This is a genomic window from Spirosoma migulaei, assembly GCF_054776855.1.
Window position 1 is genome coordinate 267391 of the sequence record NZ_BAAHBG010000013.1, and the last position, 23163, is coordinate 290553.

A 23163-nucleotide genomic window follows, 5' to 3' on the forward strand; every position below is an offset into this window, starting at 1 on the left:
GTAAATCCTTAAATCAGTGTAATCCCGCCGGGCCGCCGGAGCGGTTCTGACTATTATGACACTATCCATCCGAAATATGGTGTGCGACCGCTGCAAGCGGGTTGTGCGTGAAGAACTCGAAAAGCTGGGCCTGACCGTTGGCCGGGTTGAGCTGGGCGAAGTGGATGTAACGAACGTATCGTCGCCCGCAGAGCTTGCGGTTATTCGGCAGACGCTACAGGCAAATGGATTCGATTTGGTGGATGATAAGAAACAGGCTCTGGTTGAACACATCAAGATTTTGTTGATCAACGAAATTCAACACCTAAAAGGGGAGCGACAAGCGTCTGAAAACTATTCGACCTTTCTTGAACGTAAGTTAGGCTATGAGTACTCATATTTGAGTAATTTGTTCTCGGTGAACGAAGGCCATACGCTTGAGAAGTACACTATTGCCTTAAAAATTGAGAAGGTAAAAGAATGGTTGCGGTATGATGAACTGACGTTGAGTGAAATAGCCTGGCGTTTGAATTACAGTAGTGTTCAACACCTCTCTACTCAATTTAGACAAGTTGTGGGGCTAACGCCGGGGCAATTTCGGAAAGCAACTCAGGTAGATCGGCGAAATCTAGATGCCCTCTTTATCAAGAAATCCGGCCATCCTGACGAGACAGAGTAAGGGCTAAGTAGAAATTGAAGCTGGCGGCTAATCTAAAGCGATTTGTGCTGGTGAACCTTTTAAATCGTAGGGACTGATTATGGGACGTTTACGGGATTTAATCAAAACCTTTTTGGGGTCGATACTGAAACGGTTTGGTATTATTCAGTTAACGAAAGAGCAAACAGAGGAGTATCTAAAACCGTACGTATTAAAAGTAAGTCCAGCTACCCGGATTGTGTTGCCCAGCGTACAAAATGAAACTAACTCAGCAGCACTTGTATTTACGCCAACCGAGGCTATTACGCACCCAGGCTACGTTTGGAATGTAACTCCTAGTTCACAGAAAACCACTCAGTTGCCATACGGTGGAATTCTGACAGATACCCGGGTTCTTTGTACGGATTTCGAGCGGTACCATCTCCTGAAAAATTTTTTGACCCGAAGGAAACGAATTCAAACGGTACAGGATATACTAATTGCTCCATGGTCTCACCTTCTGGATGGTATTTCGTTTGGAGGGTATTATGATTTTGTGATTCTGGTTGCCGCAAAATTGTGCCGAATTCGAGAGGCACTTTCCGAGGCTGTATTCGCTCAGGCTGTCCTTGCCTATCCACTGTTTAAGACGGCCTATGAACAGGAGTATTTAGCCTTACTTGGGTTTGAAAAGGAGCGTATTCTGGACAGTACTGTGTATGAGGTTCATTTTAAACAGTGTATTCTGGCCAATAGCGGTCATTGGTTCTACCCCAATCCGGCCGATATTTTTGCCTTGAAAAAGCAGGTAGAAAGTAAACTTAACCTGCAACGAACTGAGTCAAATCGGATCTACATTAGTCGGTCGGGCCGTCGAAAGGTAGCCAACGAGAACGCACTGATTACCCTGTTGAAAAAATTTAACTTCACCATTGTTGAAGACAAGCCCAGGTCGGTTGCTGAGCAGGCAGCTATCTATAAAAATGCGTCTTTTATTTTAGGGCCACATGGAGCTTCCTTCACAAATATAATCTGGTGCGAACCCGGTACGCATCTATTCGAGCTGTTTGCTGCGGATATGGTTGTCGATCATTTTCGGTATTTGTCGCAATTGATGGATATGCATTATTCGGCTTATTATCATGGTATTAAGATGGGAAATAGCCGGGTTTCTCTGGAAGAAGATGTTTTTGTATCAATCGCTGATCTTGACCTGAGCCTACGTACGCTGTTTAACCAGGGCTAAGTAACGGTCGATAGCTTTTGTAAAGCTCGGCCCTAATTATGTAAAAACCCTATCGGGTGTGGGTAGTTAATTTGTCAGACCAACGGTGGTCGATAAAACAACAACGATTATGGAAACGATGAAACATACGCATACACACGTAGATACGTGTTTTGAGTGTGCTGAAGCCTGCGAGCGCTGCGCCACCGCCTGCCTGGAAATGGGCGACAAAGACGGAAAAGGTCATGACATGAGTGCCTGCATTAAACTCTGCCGCGACTGCGCCGACATATGTACCCTCTGTGGCCGACTTGATGCCCGTGGTTCGGAGTTCTCGCGTGATTTTATGGTCCTGTGTGCTGAAGTCTGTGAAGCTTGTGCCGAGGAATGCGAAAAGCACGCTGACCATTTTGCCCATTGTAAAGCCTGTGCTGAGGCTTGCCGCAAATGCGCTGAAGAGTGTCGGTCAATGTCGGCAAACGCATAAAAAGTTGACGGACTAACTATTGATTCTGTGGATGCTGTAGATTCAAGTGATTCTGTATGTTCTGATTACCAGTATGATCGTGTCCAGAGGATCTACAGCATCCAATTCCTAAAACCTGCTAACCTAAACAATGTATTCTTTACTGACTAGTCTTCTGTTCATAGTTACGCTGCTACTAAGTTCCCCATCTGGTTCGGGAAAATTAGTAGGTACAGGTATACATCCTTCAGTAGCGACTGATCCTACCGGAAAGGTTCATATTGTGTATGGTAAAGGCGGGACTGTTTTCTATACAAGTACGCAGGATGGTGAGCAGTTTGCGGAACCCGTACGGGTTGATAGTTTGCCGGGGCTGCATCTGGGGGCGTCACGAGGGCCACAAATTGCAGCGACCAGGCAATCGGTGGTTATTACCGCTATTGATAAAGCGGGAACTATCTGGTCCTATACGCTCAGCCGGGCTACGGGTCGCTGGCAATCCCGTGTACAGGTAACGGATACCGTAGAGGTAGCGAAAGAAGGTTTCGTGGCCCTGACGGCCGGGCCGGATAACGTGTATAACGCTGTCTGGCTCGATCTGCGGGGAAATAAGCGCAATAAGATTGTTGGTGCCCGTTCAACGGATGGAGGTAAAACATGGTCACCCAATCAGGTGCTTTATCAATCGCCGGATGGTACGGTTTGCGAATGTTGCCAGCTTTCGGAAGTGAGTCAGGGCCAGCATGTGGCTATCATGTTTCGGAATTTTATAGCTGGAGCGCGTGATATGTATATCCTGAAATCCGAAAATGGCGGTCAGACGTTTGGAAAAGCAGAAAAAGTAGGTGAAGGAACCTGGCTGCTAAAAGCCTGTCCAATGGATGGGGGAGGGCTGTTTATGCGTCCCGATGGAAAGCTATCGACCGTTTTTCGACGAAATGATAAACTTTTTGTAGCCCGGCCTGGCCAGCCTGAAACGGAACTTGCTACCGGTAAGAATGCAAAAATTGTAACAACTCCTAAAGGTGATTATATCGTCTTTCAACAGGCTGGACAGATTTTGGCCACTTCGCCCAGTCAGACACAACCAACAGTTATTGGTTCGGGTGGGTATCCGAAATTAGCCTTGCTACCGAATAACAAGGTACTCTGTTTGTGGGAAGAGGAAACTACCGTTCGGGCAGGATTTATTCCCTGAACGACCCCAGAATATGATCGACAACGTGATGAATAAGTTTCTTTTGATGCTTCTGCTGGGAATGGGTCCTATAGCTGTTGCACAACACCAGCACCATGAGGGTATGCAAATGCCTGCGAATACCAAGCCGACTGCCGATACAACGAAGCCAATGGATCATTCGATGCATGCTGGTATGAATATGGGCCAAAAAGGTGATATGAACCTAGTGAACTACGGTTTAACAATGGATACAACCATGGGCATGACGCATTCACTATCGCGAAATCTATCTATGAATCGTAACGGGTCGGGTACGTCCTGGCACCCGGATAATACGCCTATGTACGCTTACATGAGCAAGCCATCGGGTAGTAAATGGAGCTACATGCTGCACTATACAATCTACCTGCGCTACACTAGCCAAAATGCTAATCATCCTCAGAAGCGGGGCCATGGACAGCAGCTTGGCGCTCCGAACTGGTTTATGGGCATGGCGCAGCGTAAAGTAGGGCAACGGGGATTAGTTCAGGTGCGGGCTATGCTTTCGCTCGATCCGTTGACCGTGGGTAATGGTGGGTATCCATTACTTTTCCAGACCGGCGAGACCTACAAAGGGCAGCCGTTGATTGATAAGCAACACCCACACGACCTCGTTTCCGAATTATCGGTCAGTTATAGTCACGCGTTCAGTAAAGACATTGATCTTTATGGTTACGTGGGTTACCCCGGCGAGCCAGCATTGGGTCCGCCCGCGTTTATGCATCGGATTTCATCGTTCAATAATCCCGATGCCCCGCTAAGCCATCACTGGCAGGATGCGTCTCACATTTTGTTTGGCGTAGGTACTGTTGGCTTTCGGTACAAGTGGGTAAAACTGGAGGGATCTACATTCAAAGGCCGTGAGCCCGACGAAAACCGATACAACTTCGACACACCTAAATTTGACAGTTATTCGTATCGGCTGTCTGTAAATCCATCGCCATCGCTGGCGTTGCAGTTCTCGCAGGGATTTTTACACACACCCGAAGAAGCCCACCCTGACGAAAATATCACGCGCACAACGGCATCCATTTTGCATAGTAAAGGATTCGGGGCTGGTCGTTATGTAACATCGGCGTTGGTTTGGGGGCGAAATAGTCATGATGGACAAGGAGAAAATTCATTTCTGGCCGAAAGTAGTTTTCAAGTAGATAAGCTGGCTTTTTATGGCCGATACGAAAATGTAACAAAATCGGCCGAAGAGTTGGGCCTTTACCAGCCAGCCTCTTCTACTGAAATTGGCCGGATTGCTAAGGATCAACCGTTTATTATTAATAATTTGACACTTGGGATAAACTACCGTGTTGCGCAGACACGCAGCACCGACCTAGTCCTAGGTGCACAAATCACCGGAAGTATGCCTGATAATTCATTAGAAACGTTTTACGGCAAAACACCCGTGTCGGGTGAAATTTACCTTCGCCTATCGCCCAGCCTGATGACTATGCGAAGTATGAAGCATTGACAGGCCTAGCACTTCCATGCCGGGCACCTCCATGCGGGGCACCATTTAAAGTAAATTTTCGTTATCAATTCACTATAAACCACGTACAACCATGTTGCGTAACCTGTTTCTAACCGCCCTAACCTCACTGATCATTCTGGGCAACTCGTTCGCCGGTGCACCCACCCGTGACGACAAAGACAAGGAAGTAAAAATTAAGACTTCGGCTATTTGCGGCATGTGCAAAGCTCGTATTGAACGGAACCTGGCCTTTGAGAAGGGTGTCAAAGAAGCCGACCTGGATGTGAAATCGAAAGTCGTTACGATCAAATACAACCCTGCTAAAACGGACGTAGCAAAGCTGAAAGCAAACATCAGCAAAACTGGCTATGACGCAGAAGAAGTTGTTGCCGATCCTGTTGGATACAACAAATTACCGAGCTGCTGCAAAAAAGGCAGTGATATGGATCATCAATAACCTGATTGTTGAAACAAAAGCGGGCCGAAATTCTCTAATTTCGGCCCGCTTTTGTTTTGTCGATTCGGCTACTTTTTGGTTGAATAATTTATCCGTATGACCCGTTTACCATCACTTGATAGATTGTCAATCGAAATATCATTGATGTGATTTCCTTCCTGATAGACAAGTTCTTTTGCACGCTTGCTATCTGTTATTTTCTTCCCGTTCAGGAAGTAGATAACGGTGCCCTCTGGGTTATCGAAGAGGTTTAAGACAACTTCCTTCGTATACTCCGATTTTCCCTGCTTAGATACATAGTCAATAATCTCGGAACTAGCCGGTTTAATCTGCTGGTAGGTAGGGAACGGCTCGCCGTCGTTTTTCGATTGTCCGTACAGGCCATAACTGATGGCAAGTAAGGTGAGCGTTGTCAGGATAAATCGCATAGAAGTTGGTGGTTTTTGGTACTAGACTCAAAAATGATCGCTTGGGGTGGAAAGATGTTTATGGAAATTGAATGGAGGAAGTAAAGAGTTCCCAATCTTTGCAGCTTACTACAAACAATAGAACGCAGATTTTTATGATTTTTAAGAATAGAATGATTTTTATGGTTAATCTGTGTAAATCATATTAATCATAAAAATCTGCGTTCTATTAACAACCACAATGCGCTTCTGTATACTCGCTCCTTTACTCTGCTTTTTGACTGGGCTTTTATCTTCAGGTTCTTACGCACAGAGCAACCACAAGAGCTACGAAAAATATCCTTATTTAGTATACTTGCCGAAAGAGTATATTGACAAAAAGGAAAGCTATCCGTTAGTTATTTACCTGCACGGAGGTTCACAGAGAGGAAAAGATCTGACTAAGCTTAAGACCTATGGCCTGCCGCATTTGGTGGATAAAGGCCGTGATTTTCCATTCATTATTGCTTCACCCCAATGCCCGGACGGGAAATTCTGGTCTACGGATAATTGGCTTGACTCCCTGTACAGTGACGTAAAGGCGAAGTATCGGATCGATTCCAAACGGATTTACCTGACCGGGATCAGTATGGGCGGATACGGTGTCTGGCAAACCGCCGTTGCCTATCCTGACAAATTTGCGGCCATTGTGCCCCTTTGTGGTGGTTGTGATGACTCAACGCAAATCTGTCGGATCAAACACATTCCGGTCTGGACATTTCATGGGGTGGCCGATGATGTAATCTCTATTTCTGAAACAGAGCGCTTGGTCAGACGGTTAGAAGAATGTAACGGACAGGTAAAATTTACACGTCTGGAAAAAGAAGGTCATGCTATTCAATACCTGTTTGAGGATCAGACTATTTACGATTGGCTTCTAAAACAACACAAATGAGTACGTACTAGTATTGTTTGATAACTAGCGATCCTCTCCAGCAATGAACTACGAAAATTCCCTCGATTTCGCCCGGCAACTCGACCAAAACGATTCCCTCCGGCACTTCCGCGACCGATTTCATCTTCCTCAACGTGATGGCATACCGTTGACGTATCTCTGCGGAAACTCACTCGGATTGCAACCGAAAACGACTCGTGAAGCATTGGAGCAAGAGTTAACAACCTGGCAGAATCTGGGTGTGGAGGGTTGGTTTGATAAAACAGAAGGCGCTGAGCAGCCCTGGCTTGGCTACCATACGACCTGTAAAGACGCGTTGTCGCAGATTGTAGGTGCTGAGTCATCGGAAGTTTGTCCAATGAATGCGCTGACAGTAAATCTGCACTTGCTGCTGGCTTCGTTTTATTCGCCCGGCGTGGATTCGCCCGGCGTGGACTCGCCTACCCAGAAAAAGTACAAGATATTAACCATCAAAGGGGATTTTCCATCCGATCAATACGCGCTGGAAACGCACGTAAGGCATCATGGCCTTAAGCCAGCGGAGACGATTATTGAAGTAGCGCCCCGTGCCGACGACGGCTTAATTCATACGACCGACATTCAGCACGCTATCGCCGAACACGCCGATTCACTGGCTTTGATTTGGATGAGTGGGGTAAACTATTACACGGGTCAAGTGTATAACATGGCAGTTATTGCCGAAACGGCTCAACGCCACTGCATTCCCATTGGCTTCGATCTTGCCCATGCCATTGGAAATGTACCCTTGCGTCTGCACGACTGGGGTGTTGATTTTGCTACCTGGTGTTCGTATAAATACCTGAATGGAGGCCCCGGTGCCATATCGGGCGTGTTTGTTCACGAAAAACATCATCAGCAAAATTTGCCAAGGCTGGCGGGTTGGTGGGGCTATCGGGAAGATCGGCGGTTCGAGATGACGCCCGGATTTTTGCCTGCCCCCGGTGCCGATGGGTGGCAGGTAAGTACACCCAATATCCTGGCATTGGCGTTGCACCGAGCGGCCATTTCAATTACAGCCGAAGCGGGGATCGTGGCGCTACGACAAAAAAGTGAACAGTTGACGGGTTTCCTGGAATACGTTCTGACGCCTTTTGATGCGATTCAAATCCTAACCCCCGACGACCCGAACCAACGCGGTTGCCAACTCTCCTTGCTTGTCCGCAAAAATGGTAAAGCGCTATTCAACTACCTAACCGAACAGGGAATTATTGGCGATTGGCGTGAACCTGACTGCATCCGTCTAGCCCCCACACCTTTATACAATACGTTTGAGGAGGTCTGGCGAGTTGGTGAAGCGTTACGTAAATTCTTGTAGTGCCGACCGTCCCTGTCGGCACTACTTTACAAAACCAATTGTACGCTTCAGCCCCTCAAGCTTGGTACGCTTCACCGCCGACCGGCGAAATACCTCCCGGAAAACGTCTTCTGTTATTTCCTCCCAATCACGGTTTGTAAACGCAGTTAAATCGGGATGGGGGTCAAAGGCGGGTGTCTGATGCGGCCTGGCAAACCGATTCCAGGGACAAACATCCTGACAGATATCACAACCAAAGATCCAGTTATCGAACTTTCCCCGAACCTCTTCTGGAATGGCCTCTTTTAATTCAATGGTAAAGTACGAAATACATTTACTGCCATCCACTACGTAAGGCCCAACGATGGCATCGGTGGGGCAGGCATCGATACAACGGGTGCAGGTGCCGCAGTAATCGGTGATGGGACCATCGGGCTCCAGGTCAAGATCGAGGATTAGCTCGCCGATAAAGAAGAACGAACCAATTTCTCGATTGATTAGATTGGTATGCTTGCCAACCCAGCCTAGCCCTCCCCGTTTGGCCCAGGCTTTATCCATAACCGGGGCCGAATCCACAAACGCCCGTCCGCCAACCTCACCGATTTCGTCGTGGATATAGGCCAGCAAGTCTTTGAGCTTGTCTTTGATGACAAAGTGGTAATCGGTCCCATAGGCGTATTTCGATAGCTTTAAGTCATCGTCGCCTTCGGGTAGTTTTTGTTCGGGGTAGTAATTGAGCAACACCGTAATGACCGACTTCGCATCGTCGACTAGTAACCGAGGGTCGAGCCGCTTATCGAAGTGGTTAGCCATGTAGTTCATCTGGCCATGCATCCCGTTTTTGAGCCAGGTTTCCAGTTTTGGCGCTTCATCTTCCAGAAAGTCTGCTTTGGCTACACCACAAAAATCGAAACCCAATTCAGTGGCTTTGGCTTTGATGAGTTGCGTATAGCGATGGGCGGGAGCGTGCATGCGAAATTGCTAATGAACAATGTAGAATGGAAATGAATAATAAAGACTGTCAGTTGGTCAACCAGAGAACGATTTTAGCAATTTATTAAATCCTGAAAATCATTTCAATCCTATAAATCCTGGTTCAGACACCCGCCAAATCTTGTAAATCAATGTTCTGTCATTGTGCCAACTTGTCAGGAAATGCGGTTTTGGCCGGGCTTTTGCCCATCTTTGCCTATGAATTTCTGGAAACGAAATAGAAGCTCATCAATGGAAAATAAAGACATTTTGGACGAACAAGCGTCTATGGATACCCAACAGCCTGACAACCTGACAACCGATACGGACAGCTCTGATGAAGCTGTGACCGCCACCGTTGGCGAGTCGGACGAAACTACGGAACCCGCTTCGGCAGAAAGCTTTGTGGCAGAAACCAACAAAATCGGCAATGAACTGGCCGAACTTAAAGATAAATACCTCCGTTTATACGCTGATTTTGAGAATTTCCGTCGGCGCACAGCTAAGGAAAAACTTGATCTCATCAGTAATGCCAATGAGGGCGTACTAAAGGCGCTGATTCCCGTTGTCGACGATTTCGAACGGGCTATGCAGTCTATCGAAAGCACCAATGATGTAGCGGCTCTGAAAGAAGGCGTTTCGTTGATTTACACAAAGTTATTTAAAACGCTGGAAGGCAAAGGCCTGAAACCAATGACCTCTAAAGGAGAGCCATTTAATGCCGATTTGCACGAATCGGTTACGCAGTTCCCCGCCCCCAGCGACGACCTGAAAGGGAAAGTCATTGACGAAATTGAAAAAGGATATTACCTGAATGACAAGGTCATTCGGTTTGCAAAAGTGATTGTAGGAAGCTAAAACAGTGAAGAATGAAGAGTGTAGAGTGAAGAATACAATTGATAATAATATTCTTCACTCTACACTCTTCATTCTTCACTATATTAATACATGGCAACGAAGCGCGATTATTACGAAATTCTGGGCGTTGATAAGAACGTCTCGGCCGATGATCTCAAGAAAGCCTATCGTAAGATGGCTATCAAATACCATCCAGACAAAAACCCTGATGACCCCACCGCCGAAGAAAAATTCAAGGAAGCGGCTGAGGCTTATGACGTCCTGAACGACCCCAACAAAAAAGCCCGCTATGACCAATATGGCCATGCGGGGATGGGTGGTGCAGCCGGCGGTTACGGGGCCGGTGGTCCGACGATGGACGACATTTTTAGCCAGTTTGGTGATGTCTTCGGTGATGATTCCCCATTCGGGAGTTTCTTCCGGGGTGCCCAGGGCGGGGGTGGAGGTCGGCAACGCGTACGGCGGGGTTCTGATCTACGCATTAAGCTGAAGCTTAATTTACAGGAAGTTGCCAACGGCGTTGAGAAGAAAATCAAGGTAAAACGGCATGTAACCTGTAATACCTGCGGAGGAAACGGTTCTAAAAACGGCACTGCGGTACAAACCTGTTCAACCTGTCAGGGTACTGGTCAGACCCGCAAAGTGGTAAATACGATGTTAGGTCAGATGGTATCGACCAGCACCTGCCCGACCTGTAATGGCGAAGGCAAAATCGTAACCGACCGCTGCGATGCCTGTTTTGGTGAAGGCCGTGTTTTGCAGGAAGACGTTATCCCAATCAAAATTCCGGCGGGTGTTGCAGAAGGTATTCAATTATCGGTAGGGAGTAAAGGCAACGTGCCGCCACGCGGTGGTGTTGCGGGCGACCTGCTTATTGTGATTGAAGAGGAAGAAGATGCTGACCTGAAACGTGATGGCAACAACGTTGTGTTCGATTTGTACGTCAGCTTCATTGATGCCGCCATCGGTACAAGTGTTGAAGTGCCAACCATCGACGGCAAGGCTCGCATCACTCTCGATCCTGGAACACAAAGCGGTAAAATGCTACGGTTGAAAGGAAAGGGTATTAAAGAGTTGAACGGCTACGGCCGGGGCGATGAAATCGTTCATGTCAACGTTTGGACGCCCAAAACACTATCGGCGGAAGAGCGTGCCATGTTGGAGAAACTACGCAACTCACCAAACTTCCAGCCCAAGCCGAACAAAAACGAAAAAGGATTCTTTGATAAAATGAAGGACTTTTTTCATGGCTGAGACCTGATATAAACTGCTTTATTTAGCAATAAAAAAGCCCCATAATGGGGCTTTTTTATTGCTAAATAAAGCAGTTATTACTTCAACGTCGGTAAATGCTAGAGGTGATTTAGGGTCGTAAAATCCGCAGGGTTTTCTTACGTACTCCATCACTAACCTGCAATAAGTACACAGCCGGGACCGATCCCAAGCGGACCCGCACCCGCTGTACTGCATTCTCAACCGCCACCGATTGAACACTCAATTCATGCCCCGACGCATCGTTTAACCGTAACACCAGTTGCTGACCAATGCCGTCCCGCAGCTCGATCTCTGCATACTCATTGACAGGTGGGTTCCCCAATACACGCACCTGCCAGTTCTGGATAGGTTCAGCAGCTGCCAGACGAGGACTGATAGCACTACTACAGAAGGCCAGGCCACCATCGGTAGCAGCATAGATAATGTTATTAGCAACAGAGCTGCCATACACCCCATGTCCATTCAAGTAGTGGTTGGTAAAGCTGCCCCCACCATTGGTGGAAATGCTCAATCCCGTAGCGGTAGAAGCATAGACCGTGTTGCCCACAACATATACTCCCGCCACAGTATTACTACCCAGGCCATTATCGGTCGTTTTGTGGCTGTAGCTAACGCCGTTGTTGGTCGAGATACTGAGCCCTCCATAGGTACCCGCATAGATGGTAGTGCCCACGGCGAAGACACTCGTTGCATAATTATTGCTTATGCCAACCCTAGTGTTGGTAAAGCTGTCTCCTCCATTAGTCGAGACACTGACGCCACCAGCGGTAGCGGCATAAATGGTGTTACCAATGGCATAGACATCATAGACCACATCATGACCCAGGCCATTAGCAGTCGTTCGGTTGATAAAGCTCGCTCCCCCATTGTGCGAGATACCTAATCCACCGCCCTGAGTCGCTGCATAAACGGTATTACCAATGGCATAAACACTCGTTACAAACGTGCTGCCCAGATCCGTAGTCGTGGTGGTAAAGTGCGTTCCTCCATCGGTCGAAATACTCAGCCCATACGGGGTAGCTGCATAAATCTTAGTTCCTACCACACAGACACGAAATACATCGTTATCTGCTAAGCCATTGGCCTTGGTATAGTTAGTGAATGAGCTTCCTCCATTGGTCGAGATGCTCAGACCAGAATGAGTAGGTACGTAGATCGTGTTGCCGACAATATAGACACTTCGTACAAGCAAACTATTACTTTTTAGGGAATCGGCAATAAAGGAATAAGTGTCACAACTAGGGCCGTTGGCTACTGCGCCCGTTACATTTACTACCGCTGTAGCCGTGGCAGTACATCCCCCCGAATTGGTACCCGTTACCGAGTAAGGCCCAGACTCACTAACCACGATACTGGCACCAGTCGCCCCATTGTTCCACACATAGCTTGTTGCTCCTGAGGCCGTCAGCGTTGCACTGCCACCCGATGCTTTGATGATCAATGATGTAGGGGTGCCCTTGATGACTACTTTGGGCAACGCACTCACCGACACTGTAGCGTTTTTCACGGCCCGACAGCCCGACTCATTAGTCGCTGTCACCGAATAAACGGTACTTACACTGGGACTTACGTCAATACTGGTCCCACTCTGGCCAGTCGACCAGAGGTAAGAAACGCCACCCGAAGCCGTCAGGGTAGTGATCTGGCCAGCGCATATCTTTAAATTACCTGTTAGTAGGGCCGTGGGTAATGCATTAGCCGTCAGGCTAAGCGTGGCGGTGCTGACGGGAGCACCGCCCGCACTGGCTACTTTAACCGTGAAAGTCTTTATACCTGCCGATAGGAGAGTGGTTGACACGGTAGGCGTATTGGTAGCACTGAGTTTGGTTCCTGAGGCAACCACCCAGGTATAGCTATAGGGAGGTACTCCGCCACTGACGACTACCGATAACTCACTCGACAAGACACCTGAGCCGAAGCAGCCCACGTTGACACTGGCAGTAGCGTCCAGTACTAGAGGAGGGACGGTGCTCACAACCACACTGGTTGTACTGGTACAACCTCCCGAGCCAGTACCCGTTACTGAGTAAGTGCCCGCATCACTAATCACAATGGCAGGTGTAGTTTCTCCCGTGCTCCAGCCATAGCTGGAGGCTCCCGAAGCCGTCAGGGTGGTACTACTACCCATTGCAATGATCAGGGCAGGGCTAGCCTTAATGACCAATTTGGGTAGATTATACACTGACACGGTGGCTTTAGCTACTGATTGACAGCCTAATTCATTGGTCACCGTCGCCGAATAAGCTGTACTAACCGAAGGGCTCACTACAATGCTGGCCCCACTCTGGCCATCTGACCATTGGTAATCCACTCCCCCTGATGCGGTTAGGGTGGTCGATTCGCCCAGGCAAAGCTTCAGATCGCCGGTGATGGTGGGTTTGGGCAGGGCATTGGCCGTCAGACTGATTGTGGCCGTACTGACCGGAGCTCCGTCGGCGCTGGCTACCCGAATGGTGATGGTCTTAACGCCTGCCGTTAGGGTGGCCGAGATTGTCTCGGTGTTTTTGGTGCTGAGCGTAACCCCTGACGGGGCTACCCAGGTGTAGCTGTAAGGCGGTACTCCGCCACTTACCGCTACGGCTAAATCGGTGGTTAGTCTACCAGATGTGCTCACACAGCCCACATTGACACTGGCCGAAGGGGAAAGTACCAGGGGGGGGACGGTGGCAATTTCCACTAACGTAGTAGCTGAGCAACCGGTTGAAACGCTACCGGTGACCGAGTAGGGACCTGAGTCCGTAACCACAATGGCAGGTGTAGTTTCTCCCGTGCTCCAGCCATAGCTGGAGGCTCCCGAAGCTGTTAGGGTGGCACTACTGCCCGCTGCAATGATCAGAGCTGGTTTGGTTGTAATGACAACCTTTGGCCGGGCATTTACTGATACGGTGGCTTTGGCTACCGCCTGGCAGCCCGATTCATTGGTCACCGTAACCGAATAAGTGGTACTAACCAAAGGGCTCACTACAATGCTGGCCCCACTCTGGCCATCTGACCATTGGTAGTTGCTCCCCCCCGAAGCCGTGAGCTGAGTTGACTGGCCAGCGCAGATTTTCAGCGTTCCGGTGATTTTAGGAGTGGGTAGGGCATTGGCTGTCACGCTTAGGGTAGTGGTAGTGACGGGTGTTCCCCCCGCACTGGCCACTCGGACGGTAAATGTTTTGGTTCCCGCTGTAGTGAGAGTGGTGGATACGGTGGGCGTATTGGTGGCACTCAGTTTGGTGCCCGAGGGCGTACTCCAGGTATAGCTGTAGGGAGGAGTTCCGCCTGATACAGCTACCGATAAGTCAGCCGTGCCTCCCACACAGAGTGCCCCCGCCGTGGTGGAGGTGGTGAGAAGGAGCGGTGGAACCGCGACGACCTCCACACTGGCGGTGGCTGGACACCCTCCCGAACTGGTGCCAGTAACGGAATACGATCCGGCTTGGGAGACCACAATGGAGGCTGTCTTAGCCCCATTGCTCCAGACATACGTAGCAGCTCCTGCTGCTTTCAGGGTAGTGGTAGCCCCCTGAACAATAGTGAGCGAAGGGGTAGCCGTAATGGTCAGGTTTGGCGTAGAGGGGCAGGTGGAAGTTGAGAACAGACCGAGTTGATTGCCGTTATCCCCGTAGAAATAGTACGTGTTTCCCACGGATGTACCGTATACATTATCATTCCAGAGATTACTGATTGGCTGACTCCGAGTTCCTGGATTTAAGTTTTGTACCATCTGAGTGCCATTGGCGGTGCCGTCAGTTTTCCAGAGTTCCAGGCCATTGGTGCCATCATTGGCGAAAAAATAAGTAGTGCCGTTTACCGTTCGAATCTCAAGAGGCCCGCTGGTATTGTTTGGATTGCCAGTACCATTGTAAGCACCAAGACCAGAGCCATTAGGGCCGGGGTTGATGTCTTTGAGTAAATAGGTTCCACCAGGTGTTCCATCACTACGCCAGAGTTCGCCCCCTTCGGCATTGGTATAGATAGGAAAGTAAGCAATGTTGGTAAAGCTATGATCAGAGGTACTCCAACGATCAGAAAACATGGAGCCAAAAGGTCCTTCATTGCTACCTGGGGCAAAATTCGTCAGTTGAATAGTGCCACTAGACGTTCCATCGGTACGCCAAAGGTTGTACGCTACATTTCCACTAACAACTTCCGATTGTCCGATGAAGTATAAATAGTTGCTGGATTTGAGGAATTTACTTGAGTTAAGAAAGGTATCTCCAATAGGGGGTGTTTTTCCGCAGTATTGTACGTTGGAAGGATATTTCAATACACTAGCTACCCCGTTCTCAACGACCATCAAAACCGTTGGGAATTGAGTGACAACCTGAGGGCTGTATGGAAAACAGGGGTAACCATAGGTATCGGTAACAGGATAGTATGCCTGATAAACCAGCCGATTCCCTACAGCATTCATGCTATACGGAAGAAAGCCACTATTAGCGACAAGCGTTGTGCCAGCTGCCGTTCCATTTGTACGATACAAAGTTGGTCTATACCCAAAGCCGGGATCACCCGTATAAATGGATGGTCCCTGAAAGTAGAAGTAGCCACCCACCACAGCTGATTGGGGTGAGTCGTAAATTATTCCATCAGCAGAGCCTGGTGCTAAATCTTTAACTAAATAAGTTCCTGCATCAGTCCCATCACTACGCCATACTTCGGTGCCTTCAGCATTTGTTTTAAAGCTAAATACCAATAGGCCATTTAAATTCACCATTGGGGAGTGAGGACTTCCCGACAATGATTTTACTAGAACTGTGCCAGTCGTTGTTCCATCGGTTTTCCAGAGTTCTGAACCATTTGCCCAGAAATAAATAATGTTTCCTACCCGGCATCTTGAGTTCGTCTCATTTGCGAATTTAGCACTCGACGTTAATGGAGTAGTACCGCTATCTGTGCCATCAGTACGCCAAAGTTGCTCCCTTGAATTGAAAATAACGAGGTTATTGAGCGGCTCGAAAGGACCTACCCGGCAGCATCGTTCAAGGTCTTTAACTAACGAAATCTGAGCGTTTGCGATAGTGAATTGTAAAAAGATAACTAAGTGTAGATAGAGTTTTTTCATAGGTAATTTTCGTGGATTGATAAGAATGAGCTTGCTTTTTGCCAACCAAACTAGTTGTATGACAGTTAATTGTAATGTGTTCGCTTTTGTGTAATTGGCTTACATGTTTTAAGTAAAAACTGCACAAAGTTAAACTAAGAGTTATATGAAAAAAGGGTGTTTTTCTCGTATTTTAATAGTTTGTTTCAAGAGTTGATTGGATACCGATATTAATGTTTTTTTGATGCTTCAGTAGTGGTATTAGTGGTATAGCTAGTTGCTGTGAACAATCGCAATAGGGAAGCCTAATCACGTTTATTCACCTAAAACGATCGTATTTGGCCGCTGGGCGACCAAAATAGCGTCCGGGAGTTGAGGTGGACTTTATTATATTTTACGTAGTTTAGTACGCGAAGAATTGACAAACAATTGAAACCCAATACCGGAACTTTTCAGGAATAGCGCAGGAATAAATACATTTATTATCTTACCTGCTTGCTTAACAGATTATACAGAGTCTTCCCAATAAAGTGACTATTAGTAGAATTCAATAGCTGACCATGATAAGCCTCTAGAATGTATTCTTCAAACCCTGCAATGGTATAGGGCTGCCAGTTGAAATCAGGGCGAATACTATGCTGAAAATGGGAGGAATCATTCGCTTTGAACAGCATGATAGGACACCCAAGGGTTAGGTGTACATGTATAGTACGGGTGTATTGATGTACAGCTACTAAGCATGAATCTCTCCAATTGATCGACTGATTATCAATAACTGGTTGTGACGATTGATTCGTGAACCGGTTTCTATACCGACTGATAACTCTAAACCAGCTAGCCTGCCAGTTGGCAGGTTTAACTGACTTTACAAAAACTTTTTTCTTTAGCCGATAGAGATCTTTTTGTACAGATTCAAAAAATGTCATCTTCCGATATAAGGGTGTGTCCAGCAAGACAAGTTGATGGAGTGACGATTTTTGCATCTGTTCTATACTCAAAGCGACTTGGTAGGCCATCATTCCGCCAAATGAGAATCCAACCAGAATACTTTCGGCTGGATTAGAAATAGCCTGGGCAATTTGTTGGGCAAGATTTGAAAACGGAATTAATTCGCCTTTATAATTAAAGGGCTCATAATGAATGTAGTATAAATTAAAATCCTTATTTAAATTATGCTCAATCCATCTATACATTCGTCGATTACCTGGTAAGGAAGGTATAAAATAAGCTTGCTTACGATTTGAAATAATCTGATTTAAGGGTATGCACTGTACTTGAAACTGGCTCATGTAGCCAGTGATATAATAAGCTAATGACTTTGGGGTAGTATAAGAATAAGGGGCATGAATGGGGAGTTTCCTGTCAATTTGTTTTTCCAGTTCGACTAAACAGCTTTGGGCTAGTAGTGAATCGCCACCCAGGTCATGAAAAAAATCATCGTAATCTGATATGTCCGTCGTTAGGCTAAGTTCCTGTTGCCATACGGATTTGATAAGTTGAACAAAGTCCGGGGAACCTTTTTCAAAGGTAAATACAGGATCAATTATAAAATCGCTTTCTTGATTAGCAGTCAGTTGCATTCGGTCTATCTTGCCCGTCTTTGTAAGCGGTAGCGACTCAACTAAATAGTAACGGTCGGGAAGCATAATTTCTGGCAGACGTTGCGCCAACGATTGCTTCAGAGTGGGTAAATCAAAGCTGGAGTCAACACTTACATAGGCTTTTAACAGAGATCGCTTAGGATTAGTTGTATCATAAAGTACTGCCGCATGTAACACGCTGTTTTCCTGTTTTAATTCATATTCTACTTGAATCAGGCTTACTTTTTGCCCGTTGATCTTGACAACGAAATCTTTTCTACCGCTCCAGTATAGATTCCCCTCCGTATCTAAAAATCCAAGATCTCCGGTTGCATACTGAATCTTTTTGTCAGGTAATAACTCAAACGCCTGCTGAGTAGCTGCTGGCTGATTTTGATAAATTGAAGGAATGTAATGGGCCTGAATAATGATTTCACCCACCTGATTTGCTGGCAGCAATCTCCCGGTTTCATCTTGAATTAAAACCGTGCGTCCCGGTACGGGTTTGCCTACCGAATATAGGGAATCAGATACAGGGGTGTCAATTCGGATTTTATGTTCCGAAATAGTGCGTGTTTCGGTAGTCGCGTAAGCCACTTGCAACACCGTATTTACTGGGAACCGCTCTTGAAAACTAATAATATCCGTTGGTATAACGGGCTCAGCCCCAATAGAGACAAGGCGTAAATTAGCGAGGTCTTTAAAATTGGTATTACTTTTTAATATTAGTCTAAATGTGCTGACTGACAGGCTACTAAACGTAATGCTGTTCTGCTCCCAGAAGGTAGGTAATGACAAAATCCCTTCCTTTTTTAAATCATACACTACAAGTGTGGCCCCACTAAGCAAAGCGGGGAAAATGCAGGCTAGCGACGCACTGAATTCAAGCGAGAATAGCAAGTCGATTCGGTCGTCAGCATTAATATTATTAGCTGTTAGTTGGCGGTAAGTATCGGTTAAAACACTCTGATGGGAGTGAATGATTTGCTTTGGCTGACCTGTAGTTCCTGAGGTCGTAAACAGGCAAAAATTGGTTGTTGGAAGAATGTTGGGATAATTGATTTTACGTAAACGGGATGATTGAAGCGATTTAGGGTTGAGTAGTTGAATGGATAGTCGCTCCGAAATGCTCGATGACGAATCACTTATGAGACAAGAACAATTGAATGAATCCAGATATATAGTTAATGAGTCGACGGATTGCAGGGAAATAGAATGATAATAATTTCCAGACAGTAAAATGCCCAATAAAGCCGCTATATGTTCAATGGGGTCTTCTACCTGAACGGCTATGCACTGCTGGTTGAATGTACGGATAAGTAACCCGTTCGTATATTCAACAGCCCTTCGGAATAATGATTCATAGGTGATTTTGCGGTGCCCGGCACAAATTGCGTTTTTAGCTGAATACTGTTGAGCAATTTCTGTCCACCGAAGCCGAAAATTATCGTTCATATACGCGATAGGTTTTATACGGCGTTAAGCCCACTTTCAACATATTTCGATAACTAACGCTGTTGTGGTAAGCCCAGGCTATAATACTACGAGCCTTTTGGCTATTTGACCAATTGAGTCTGGTCACTAAAGCTGCTGTATGATAGCCTTTGTGTCGAAAAGTAGGTAGAATAGCTCCCCCTGCCAGAACAAAATCGTTCTGAACTCTATACAAAACGGCAATTCCTACTGCCTCTTTATGGTCTGTCACGCGGAACAATGTAATATTTTGGTTGCGCAGCAATTGGCTGAAGTTGTTGGATACCAGAGTGCTATCAGGCTGTTCTGACTCAAATGCAGCTAAATAATCCTTGGTAAAGGCTAACATGGTTGCTTCGCAGACTGGTTCGAGCTGAATACCAGACTGACATGCGTGCTGTCTATAATGAAGCATTGTATCTCGAACTGCCACCAGTCTTTCTTTTAAGCAGTATCCATTTTGTACTAAATACTGATAATGATACTCCTGGCAATGTGCTTCTTCAATAAGTAACTTGTGATGCTCGATTTGTCGATGGGTGTAAAACACATTTGCCTGTTTGACAAGTATCGGCAGGTTAGCAGGATCATGGCAAACGCAATAATTAAAATAACCCACATCTGTAAAGCAAAGAAGAAGATAGCTTGCCGTTGATTCAATGGAGATTTTGCTGGTATTTACTGAAATGTTGGCATAATGCCGGAGCCGCTCAATGTCGTATTGGTAAAATAAATCCATACAAAAAAATGTTACTTACTGAAATTAACTATGCACTGTACGTTGAAAGTCAACTGTTTACTATAGGTATGACTCCACAATTCAAACGTGTGGAGAGGCATGATAATCTTATTATGAGCAGTATGAGAACGAGGTTACTATTGACCGGTCACTGAATGGTTTTCAGGTTGGGAGTAGGCATTTTTTCGTACCAATGTTGTACCTGTTTCAACTCATTGCGAATACTAGTTTCTGAGATTACTACCAGACCTCGATTTTGAATGAGCTGTTGAGCTATGCTACTTCCACCCTTATATGTATGGGCCTTTAAGGCGATTTCTCGCTGACTTCCAAAATAAAGCCGCTTAAATGGATATCGACCATACTGGCCGCCAACTATCCCAAGGCTTTCCGCTCCTGACTTATCAGTAAGTGTCCAATAAGTGTATTTAAGGCGAAATTGAGTAACTTGATTTCTTAAATTTGAATATAAACGCATTAAGCGTGCCATCGTATTTAGTTAGCTTTTTGCCTACTCACTAATAAAGTTTATATGGGTTGACGTATATAATAGCAGTATGTTAGTACTTAGCTGGCACCATCTTTTGTAGTTTAATAGACATTAGAAAATTTCCCAATACTATTTATGATGGTATCCGCAGGCCAGCTCAATGTGTTGGGTTATTCGTTTACAGGAGCTGGTTTGTATAAGTGCCAGGGTTTATATGTTAATTTGCAAGATATAATATACTTGTAGTTTTTTAAATTATAATAACGGTAAAATTTTAATTAAAAAATTAGGGTTATTCTGATTTTTGGTGTTACAAATGGCCTACTGTTTTGTAGTTGACTGATAGTTAATTATTTAAATAGTTTTCTGAATATATTGCGGGTGATGGAATCTAGCTAAGTCTCTAATTAAGCCAGACTTACCACCTTGATACTAGCGTTTTTGGACTTATGTTGCTCACCGGAAAAGAGCCTATGCTAACACTTTCTAATACTATACTAGCCTGTGCTGCTATAACAACGGCCCTGATGGCGGGCCTTTTCTACGCCTATTCCTGCTCGGTAAACCCAGGGCTGAATCGGCTAGCCGACACCGAATACCTAATGGCGATGCAGTCGATCAACAGAGCTATCCAGAATCCCATCTTTTTTGTAAGCTTCATGGGGGCACCGATTCTGCTGATCTGGAGCACCTGGCTTCAGTATGGACAGCCTCTTTCCACTCGTTTCTGGCTGCTGCTAGCTGCCACGATCGTGTACTTGATTGGTGCACTTGCCGTAACGGCTTTGGGGAATATTCCACTGAATGAAGCACTGGATAAGTTTCCGATACAAACGGCTTCAGTAGATGAAATTGCAGCCCAGCGAGTAAAGTTTGAAATTCCCTGGAATAATTGGCATACGCTACGAACGGTAGCATCTATGGTAGCGCTCGTATTCGTACTCATGGCTTGCCTTAGTCCGAGAGAGTAGGCAAGTTAGCCGAGTTTATACTATTTTCGTTTCATTGCTCATTTTTTGAAACGTATGCACCAAACACTTTTACTTTGCCTGGCATTGATGCTGGCTGTCTCGTTACTCGTCATGGTGGGACAGCGCCTGCGTATTCCAGTGCCTATATTTTTGGTATTGAGCGGTTTGGCGGTCAGCTTAGTGCCGGGTATACCCCGTATTGAAGTTGATCCCGAGCTTATCTTCCTGATCTTCTTACCGCCCTTGCTGTATGAAGCCGCCTGGTTTACATCCTGGAAAGAATTCTGGCGATGGCGACGGATTATACTTGTTCTGGCCTTTGGCCTGGTCATTTTCACTGCGTTTGCTGTAGCCTATGTATCAAGCGCGGTGATGCCTGGGTTTACATTGGCGTTGGGATTTCTACTGGGTGGTATCATTTCACCGCCCGATGCGGTTGCGGCTACGTCGGTGTTGAAGGAAGTGAACATCTCCAAAACCGCCGTTAGTATTCTGGAAGGAGAAAGCTTAGTGAATGATGCCGCAAGTTTGATTGTATTCCGGTTTGCCCTGGCCGCTATTTTATCGGGATCGTTTGTCTGGCAGGAAGCCTCCGTCAATTTTTTGATGGTCACGTTCCTGGGTGTATTGATTGGGTTAGCTGTTGCGTGTGTGTTTTACGCGATTCATCGATGGTTGCCTACCTCAACCCGGATTAGTATTCTACTGACATTCCTGGCTCCCTATATTATGTACATGACTGCTGAAGAGTTTCATGTTTCGGGAGTTATGGCTGTTGTGAGCGGAGGGTTGTTTTTGTCAAATCAGAGCCACATAATCCTCAACCACAGTTCCCGGATTCAGGGAACGGGCATGTGGGCTACGGTTGTTTTTGCACTTAATGGATTGGTGTTTATTCTGATCGGGCTTGAACTACCGGTCATCATCAACGGTCTGGATGGCTATTCAAAAACGGAAGCTGTTTTATATGCCTTACTGATCACGGGAGTTGTCATTGTTACCCGTATGGTATTTACAATATCGGCTTCGTATTTCACACGGTTTATAGGAAAATACATTACAGTTGCCCAGCGAAATCCCGGTTTACGCGGCCCAATCGTTCTTGGTTGGGCAGGTATGCGTGGCGTTGTGTCATTGGCATCAGCCTTGTCTGTTCCACTAACAATGGGAAATGGGGAGCCGTTTCCGCATCGGAATCTAATTCTTTTCATCACGTTTGTGGTCATTCTGGTCACGCTGGTATTTCAGGGATTAACCTTACCCCTTGTTATTCGATGGGTCCAGCCCAAGGACCTAACCGATCGGATACCGGAGGATGAACAGGAGTCGAAGATCCGGATAAAACTGTTGAAGGTGGCGCTGAAGCATTTACAGGAAAATTATGCTGAGGAATCCAGTAACAACGAATTAGTGGAGAACCTGAAGAACCGGATGGAAAGCGACCTGCACCAGACAAAACGACATCTGGATTCAGTAGAAAGCGATGGTGAAAACATTGCCCAGTATAACGAGATCATTGCTGATATTATCCGCGTTAAACGAGACATGCTGTACCAATTACGGAGTAAGCAGGAATTTGACGATGAAGTAATTCGAAAAGAAGAAGCCCGAATGGATCTGGAAGAAGAGAAAATTGATCACCCAATTCATTGAGTATTCCGTTCCCGGCCAT

The 23163-nt window shown here is 46.4% G+C and carries 18 protein-coding genes; 12 read left to right on the forward strand and 6 right to left on the reverse strand.

Translation table 11 applies throughout. The features are described 5' to 3' along the window. The first annotated feature begins 55 nt into the window (after nt 1-55). The 6 genes from ACYVGO_RS16850 (at nt 56) to ACYVGO_RS16875 (ending at nt 5448) form a co-directional block, all read left to right on the forward strand. Nucleotides 56-658 (forward strand): AraC family transcriptional regulator, encoded by a 603-nt coding sequence (locus tag ACYVGO_RS16850; RefSeq protein ID WP_460970274.1) that lies wholly within the window; start codon nt 56-58, stop codon nt 656-658. Nucleotides 659-737: 79 nt separating this feature from the next. Continuing rightward, nucleotides 738-1862, forward strand: coding sequence for a glycosyltransferase family 61 protein (locus ACYVGO_RS16855; RefSeq protein WP_460970275.1), 1125 nt, complete (start codon nt 738-740; stop codon nt 1860-1862). A 109-nt stretch (nt 1863-1971) separates the two neighbouring features. Next, nucleotides 1972-2328, forward strand: coding sequence for a four-helix bundle copper-binding protein (locus tag ACYVGO_RS16860; RefSeq protein ID WP_142772382.1), 357 nt, complete (start codon nt 1972-1974; stop codon nt 2326-2328). A 130-nt stretch (nt 2329-2458) separates the two neighbouring features. Further along, complete coding sequence (locus ACYVGO_RS16865) at nt 2459-3505, forward strand: sialidase family protein (protein ID WP_142772383.1); 1047 nt, start codon at nt 2459-2461, stop codon at nt 3503-3505. A gap of 28 nt (nt 3506-3533) precedes the next feature. Beyond that, nucleotides 3534-4991, forward strand: a complete 1458-nt coding sequence (locus ACYVGO_RS16870) for a hypothetical protein (protein ID WP_460970276.1) — start codon at nt 3534-3536, stop codon at nt 4989-4991. A gap of 91 nt (nt 4992-5082) precedes the next feature. Next, the gene (locus tag ACYVGO_RS16875) at nt 5083-5448 is read left to right on the forward strand and encodes a heavy-metal-associated domain-containing protein (RefSeq protein WP_142772385.1); all 366 of its coding nucleotides are present in this window, start codon (nt 5083-5085) and stop codon (nt 5446-5448) included. A gap of 68 nt (nt 5449-5516) precedes the next feature. Here the strand turns inward: ACYVGO_RS16875 and ACYVGO_RS16880 are convergent, their stop codons facing one another. Beyond that, the gene (locus ACYVGO_RS16880; RefSeq protein ID WP_142772386.1) at nt 5517-5876 is read right to left on the reverse strand and encodes a hypothetical protein; all 360 of its coding nucleotides are present in this window, start codon (nt 5874-5876) and stop codon (nt 5517-5519) included. A gap of 220 nt (nt 5877-6096) precedes the next feature. Between ACYVGO_RS16880 and ACYVGO_RS16885 the strand changes: the two genes are divergently transcribed. Together ACYVGO_RS16885 and kynU are read left to right on the forward strand one after the other, a co-directional pair. Further along, nucleotides 6097-6789, forward strand: a complete 693-nt coding sequence (locus tag ACYVGO_RS16885) for a carboxylesterase family protein (protein WP_460970277.1) — start codon at nt 6097-6099, stop codon at nt 6787-6789. Between the two features lie 43 nt (nt 6790-6832). Further along, the gene (gene kynU / locus ACYVGO_RS16890; RefSeq protein ID WP_460970278.1) at nt 6833-8125 is read left to right on the forward strand and encodes a kynureninase; all 1293 of its coding nucleotides are present in this window, start codon (nt 6833-6835) and stop codon (nt 8123-8125) included. Nucleotides 8126-8146: 21 nt separating this feature from the next. Here the strand turns inward: kynU and queG are convergent, their stop codons facing one another. Continuing rightward, nucleotides 8147-9076: a tRNA epoxyqueuosine(34) reductase QueG gene (queG, locus tag ACYVGO_RS16895; protein ID WP_460970279.1), complete on the reverse strand. Its 930-nt coding sequence runs from the start codon at nt 9074-9076 to the stop codon at nt 8147-8149. Between the two features lie 252 nt (nt 9077-9328). On the opposite strand from queG, the gene ACYVGO_RS16900 reads away from it, so the two are divergent. Beyond that, complete coding sequence (locus ACYVGO_RS16900) at nt 9329-9934, forward strand: nucleotide exchange factor GrpE (RefSeq protein WP_460970427.1); 606 nt, start codon at nt 9329-9331, stop codon at nt 9932-9934. Between the two features lie 90 nt (nt 9935-10024). Further along, on the forward strand, nt 10025-11188 hold the full coding sequence (dnaJ, locus tag ACYVGO_RS16905) for a molecular chaperone DnaJ (protein WP_460970280.1): 1164 nt from the start codon (nt 10025-10027) through the stop codon (nt 11186-11188). Nucleotides 11189-11297: 109 nt separating this feature from the next. On the opposite strand, the gene ACYVGO_RS16910 is transcribed toward dnaJ, so the two are convergent. The 4 genes from ACYVGO_RS16910 to ACYVGO_RS16925 form a co-directional block, all read right to left on the reverse strand. Then, on the reverse strand, nt 11298-16259 hold the full coding sequence (locus ACYVGO_RS16910; protein WP_460970281.1) for a hypothetical protein: 4962 nt from the start codon (nt 16257-16259) through the stop codon (nt 11298-11300). 461 nt (nt 16260-16720) lie between these two features. Further along, on the reverse strand, nt 16721-19273 hold the full coding sequence (locus ACYVGO_RS16915; protein ID WP_460970282.1) for a non-ribosomal peptide synthetase: 2553 nt from the start codon (nt 19271-19273) through the stop codon (nt 16721-16723). Then, a complete protein-coding gene (locus ACYVGO_RS16920) occupies nt 19263-20030 on the reverse strand; it encodes a hypothetical protein (RefSeq protein ID WP_460970283.1) in 768 nt (255 codons plus the stop codon). The genes ACYVGO_RS16915 and ACYVGO_RS16920 overlap by 11 nt, the downstream gene beginning before the upstream one ends. A gap of 148 nt (nt 20031-20178) precedes the next feature. Beyond that, nucleotides 20179-20520, reverse strand: coding sequence for a hypothetical protein (locus tag ACYVGO_RS16925; RefSeq protein WP_460970284.1), 342 nt, complete (start codon nt 20518-20520; stop codon nt 20179-20181). A gap of 473 nt (nt 20521-20993) precedes the next feature. Between ACYVGO_RS16925 and ACYVGO_RS16930 the strand changes: the two genes are divergently transcribed. Both ACYVGO_RS16930 and ACYVGO_RS16935 read left to right on the forward strand, forming a co-directional pair. After that, complete coding sequence (locus ACYVGO_RS16930; protein ID WP_460970285.1) at nt 20994-21491, forward strand: anthrone oxygenase family protein; 498 nt, start codon at nt 20994-20996, stop codon at nt 21489-21491. A gap of 54 nt (nt 21492-21545) precedes the next feature. Continuing rightward, a complete protein-coding gene (locus ACYVGO_RS16935; RefSeq protein WP_460970286.1) occupies nt 21546-23144 on the forward strand; it encodes a Na+/H+ antiporter in 1599 nt (532 codons plus the stop codon). Nucleotides 23145-23163: the final 19 nt, after the last annotated feature.

Bases quoted from the DNA above. Each gene is read 5' to 3' on its own strand.
- ACYVGO_RS16860 (WP_142772382.1), top strand. From the start codon at position 1,972: ATGGAAACGATGAAACATACGCATACACACGTAGATACGTGTTTTGAG.
- ACYVGO_RS16925 (WP_460970284.1), bottom strand. From the start codon at position 20,520: ATGGCACGCTTAATGCGTTTATATTCAAATTTAAGAAATCAAGTTACT.
- dnaJ (WP_460970280.1), top strand. From the start codon at position 10,025: ATGGCAACGAAGCGCGATTATTACGAAATTCTGGGCGTTGATAAGAAC.
- ACYVGO_RS16920 (WP_460970283.1), bottom strand. From the start codon at position 20,030: ATGGATTTATTTTACCAATACGACATTGAGCGGCTCCGGCATTATGCC.
- ACYVGO_RS16855 (WP_460970275.1), top strand. From the start codon at position 738: ATGGGACGTTTACGGGATTTAATCAAAACCTTTTTGGGGTCGATACTG.
- ACYVGO_RS16935 (WP_460970286.1), top strand. From the start codon at position 21,546: ATGCACCAAACACTTTTACTTTGCCTGGCATTGATGCTGGCTGTCTCG.
- ACYVGO_RS16915 (WP_460970282.1), bottom strand. From the start codon at position 19,273: ATGAACGATAATTTTCGGCTTCGGTGGACAGAAATTGCTCAACAGTAT.
- ACYVGO_RS16870 (WP_460970276.1), top strand. From the start codon at position 3,534: ATGAATAAGTTTCTTTTGATGCTTCTGCTGGGAATGGGTCCTATAGCT.
- ACYVGO_RS16885 (WP_460970277.1), top strand. From the start codon at position 6,097: ATGCGCTTCTGTATACTCGCTCCTTTACTCTGCTTTTTGACTGGGCTT.
- queG (WP_460970279.1), bottom strand. From the start codon at position 9,076: ATGCACGCTCCCGCCCATCGCTATACGCAACTCATCAAAGCCAAAGCC.
- ACYVGO_RS16875 (WP_142772385.1), top strand. From the start codon at position 5,083: ATGTTGCGTAACCTGTTTCTAACCGCCCTAACCTCACTGATCATTCTG.
- ACYVGO_RS16865 (WP_142772383.1), top strand. From the start codon at position 2,459: ATGTATTCTTTACTGACTAGTCTTCTGTTCATAGTTACGCTGCTACTA.
- ACYVGO_RS16910 (WP_460970281.1), bottom strand. From the start codon at position 16,259: ATGAAAAAACTCTATCTACACTTAGTTATCTTTTTACAATTCACTATC.
- ACYVGO_RS16850 (WP_460970274.1), top strand. From the start codon at position 56: ATGACACTATCCATCCGAAATATGGTGTGCGACCGCTGCAAGCGGGTT.
- kynU (WP_460970278.1), top strand. From the start codon at position 6,833: ATGAACTACGAAAATTCCCTCGATTTCGCCCGGCAACTCGACCAAAAC.
- ACYVGO_RS16930 (WP_460970285.1), top strand. From the start codon at position 20,994: ATGCTAACACTTTCTAATACTATACTAGCCTGTGCTGCTATAACAACG.
- ACYVGO_RS16900 (WP_460970427.1), top strand. From the start codon at position 9,329: ATGGAAAATAAAGACATTTTGGACGAACAAGCGTCTATGGATACCCAA.
- ACYVGO_RS16880 (WP_142772386.1), bottom strand. From the start codon at position 5,876: ATGCGATTTATCCTGACAACGCTCACCTTACTTGCCATCAGTTATGGC.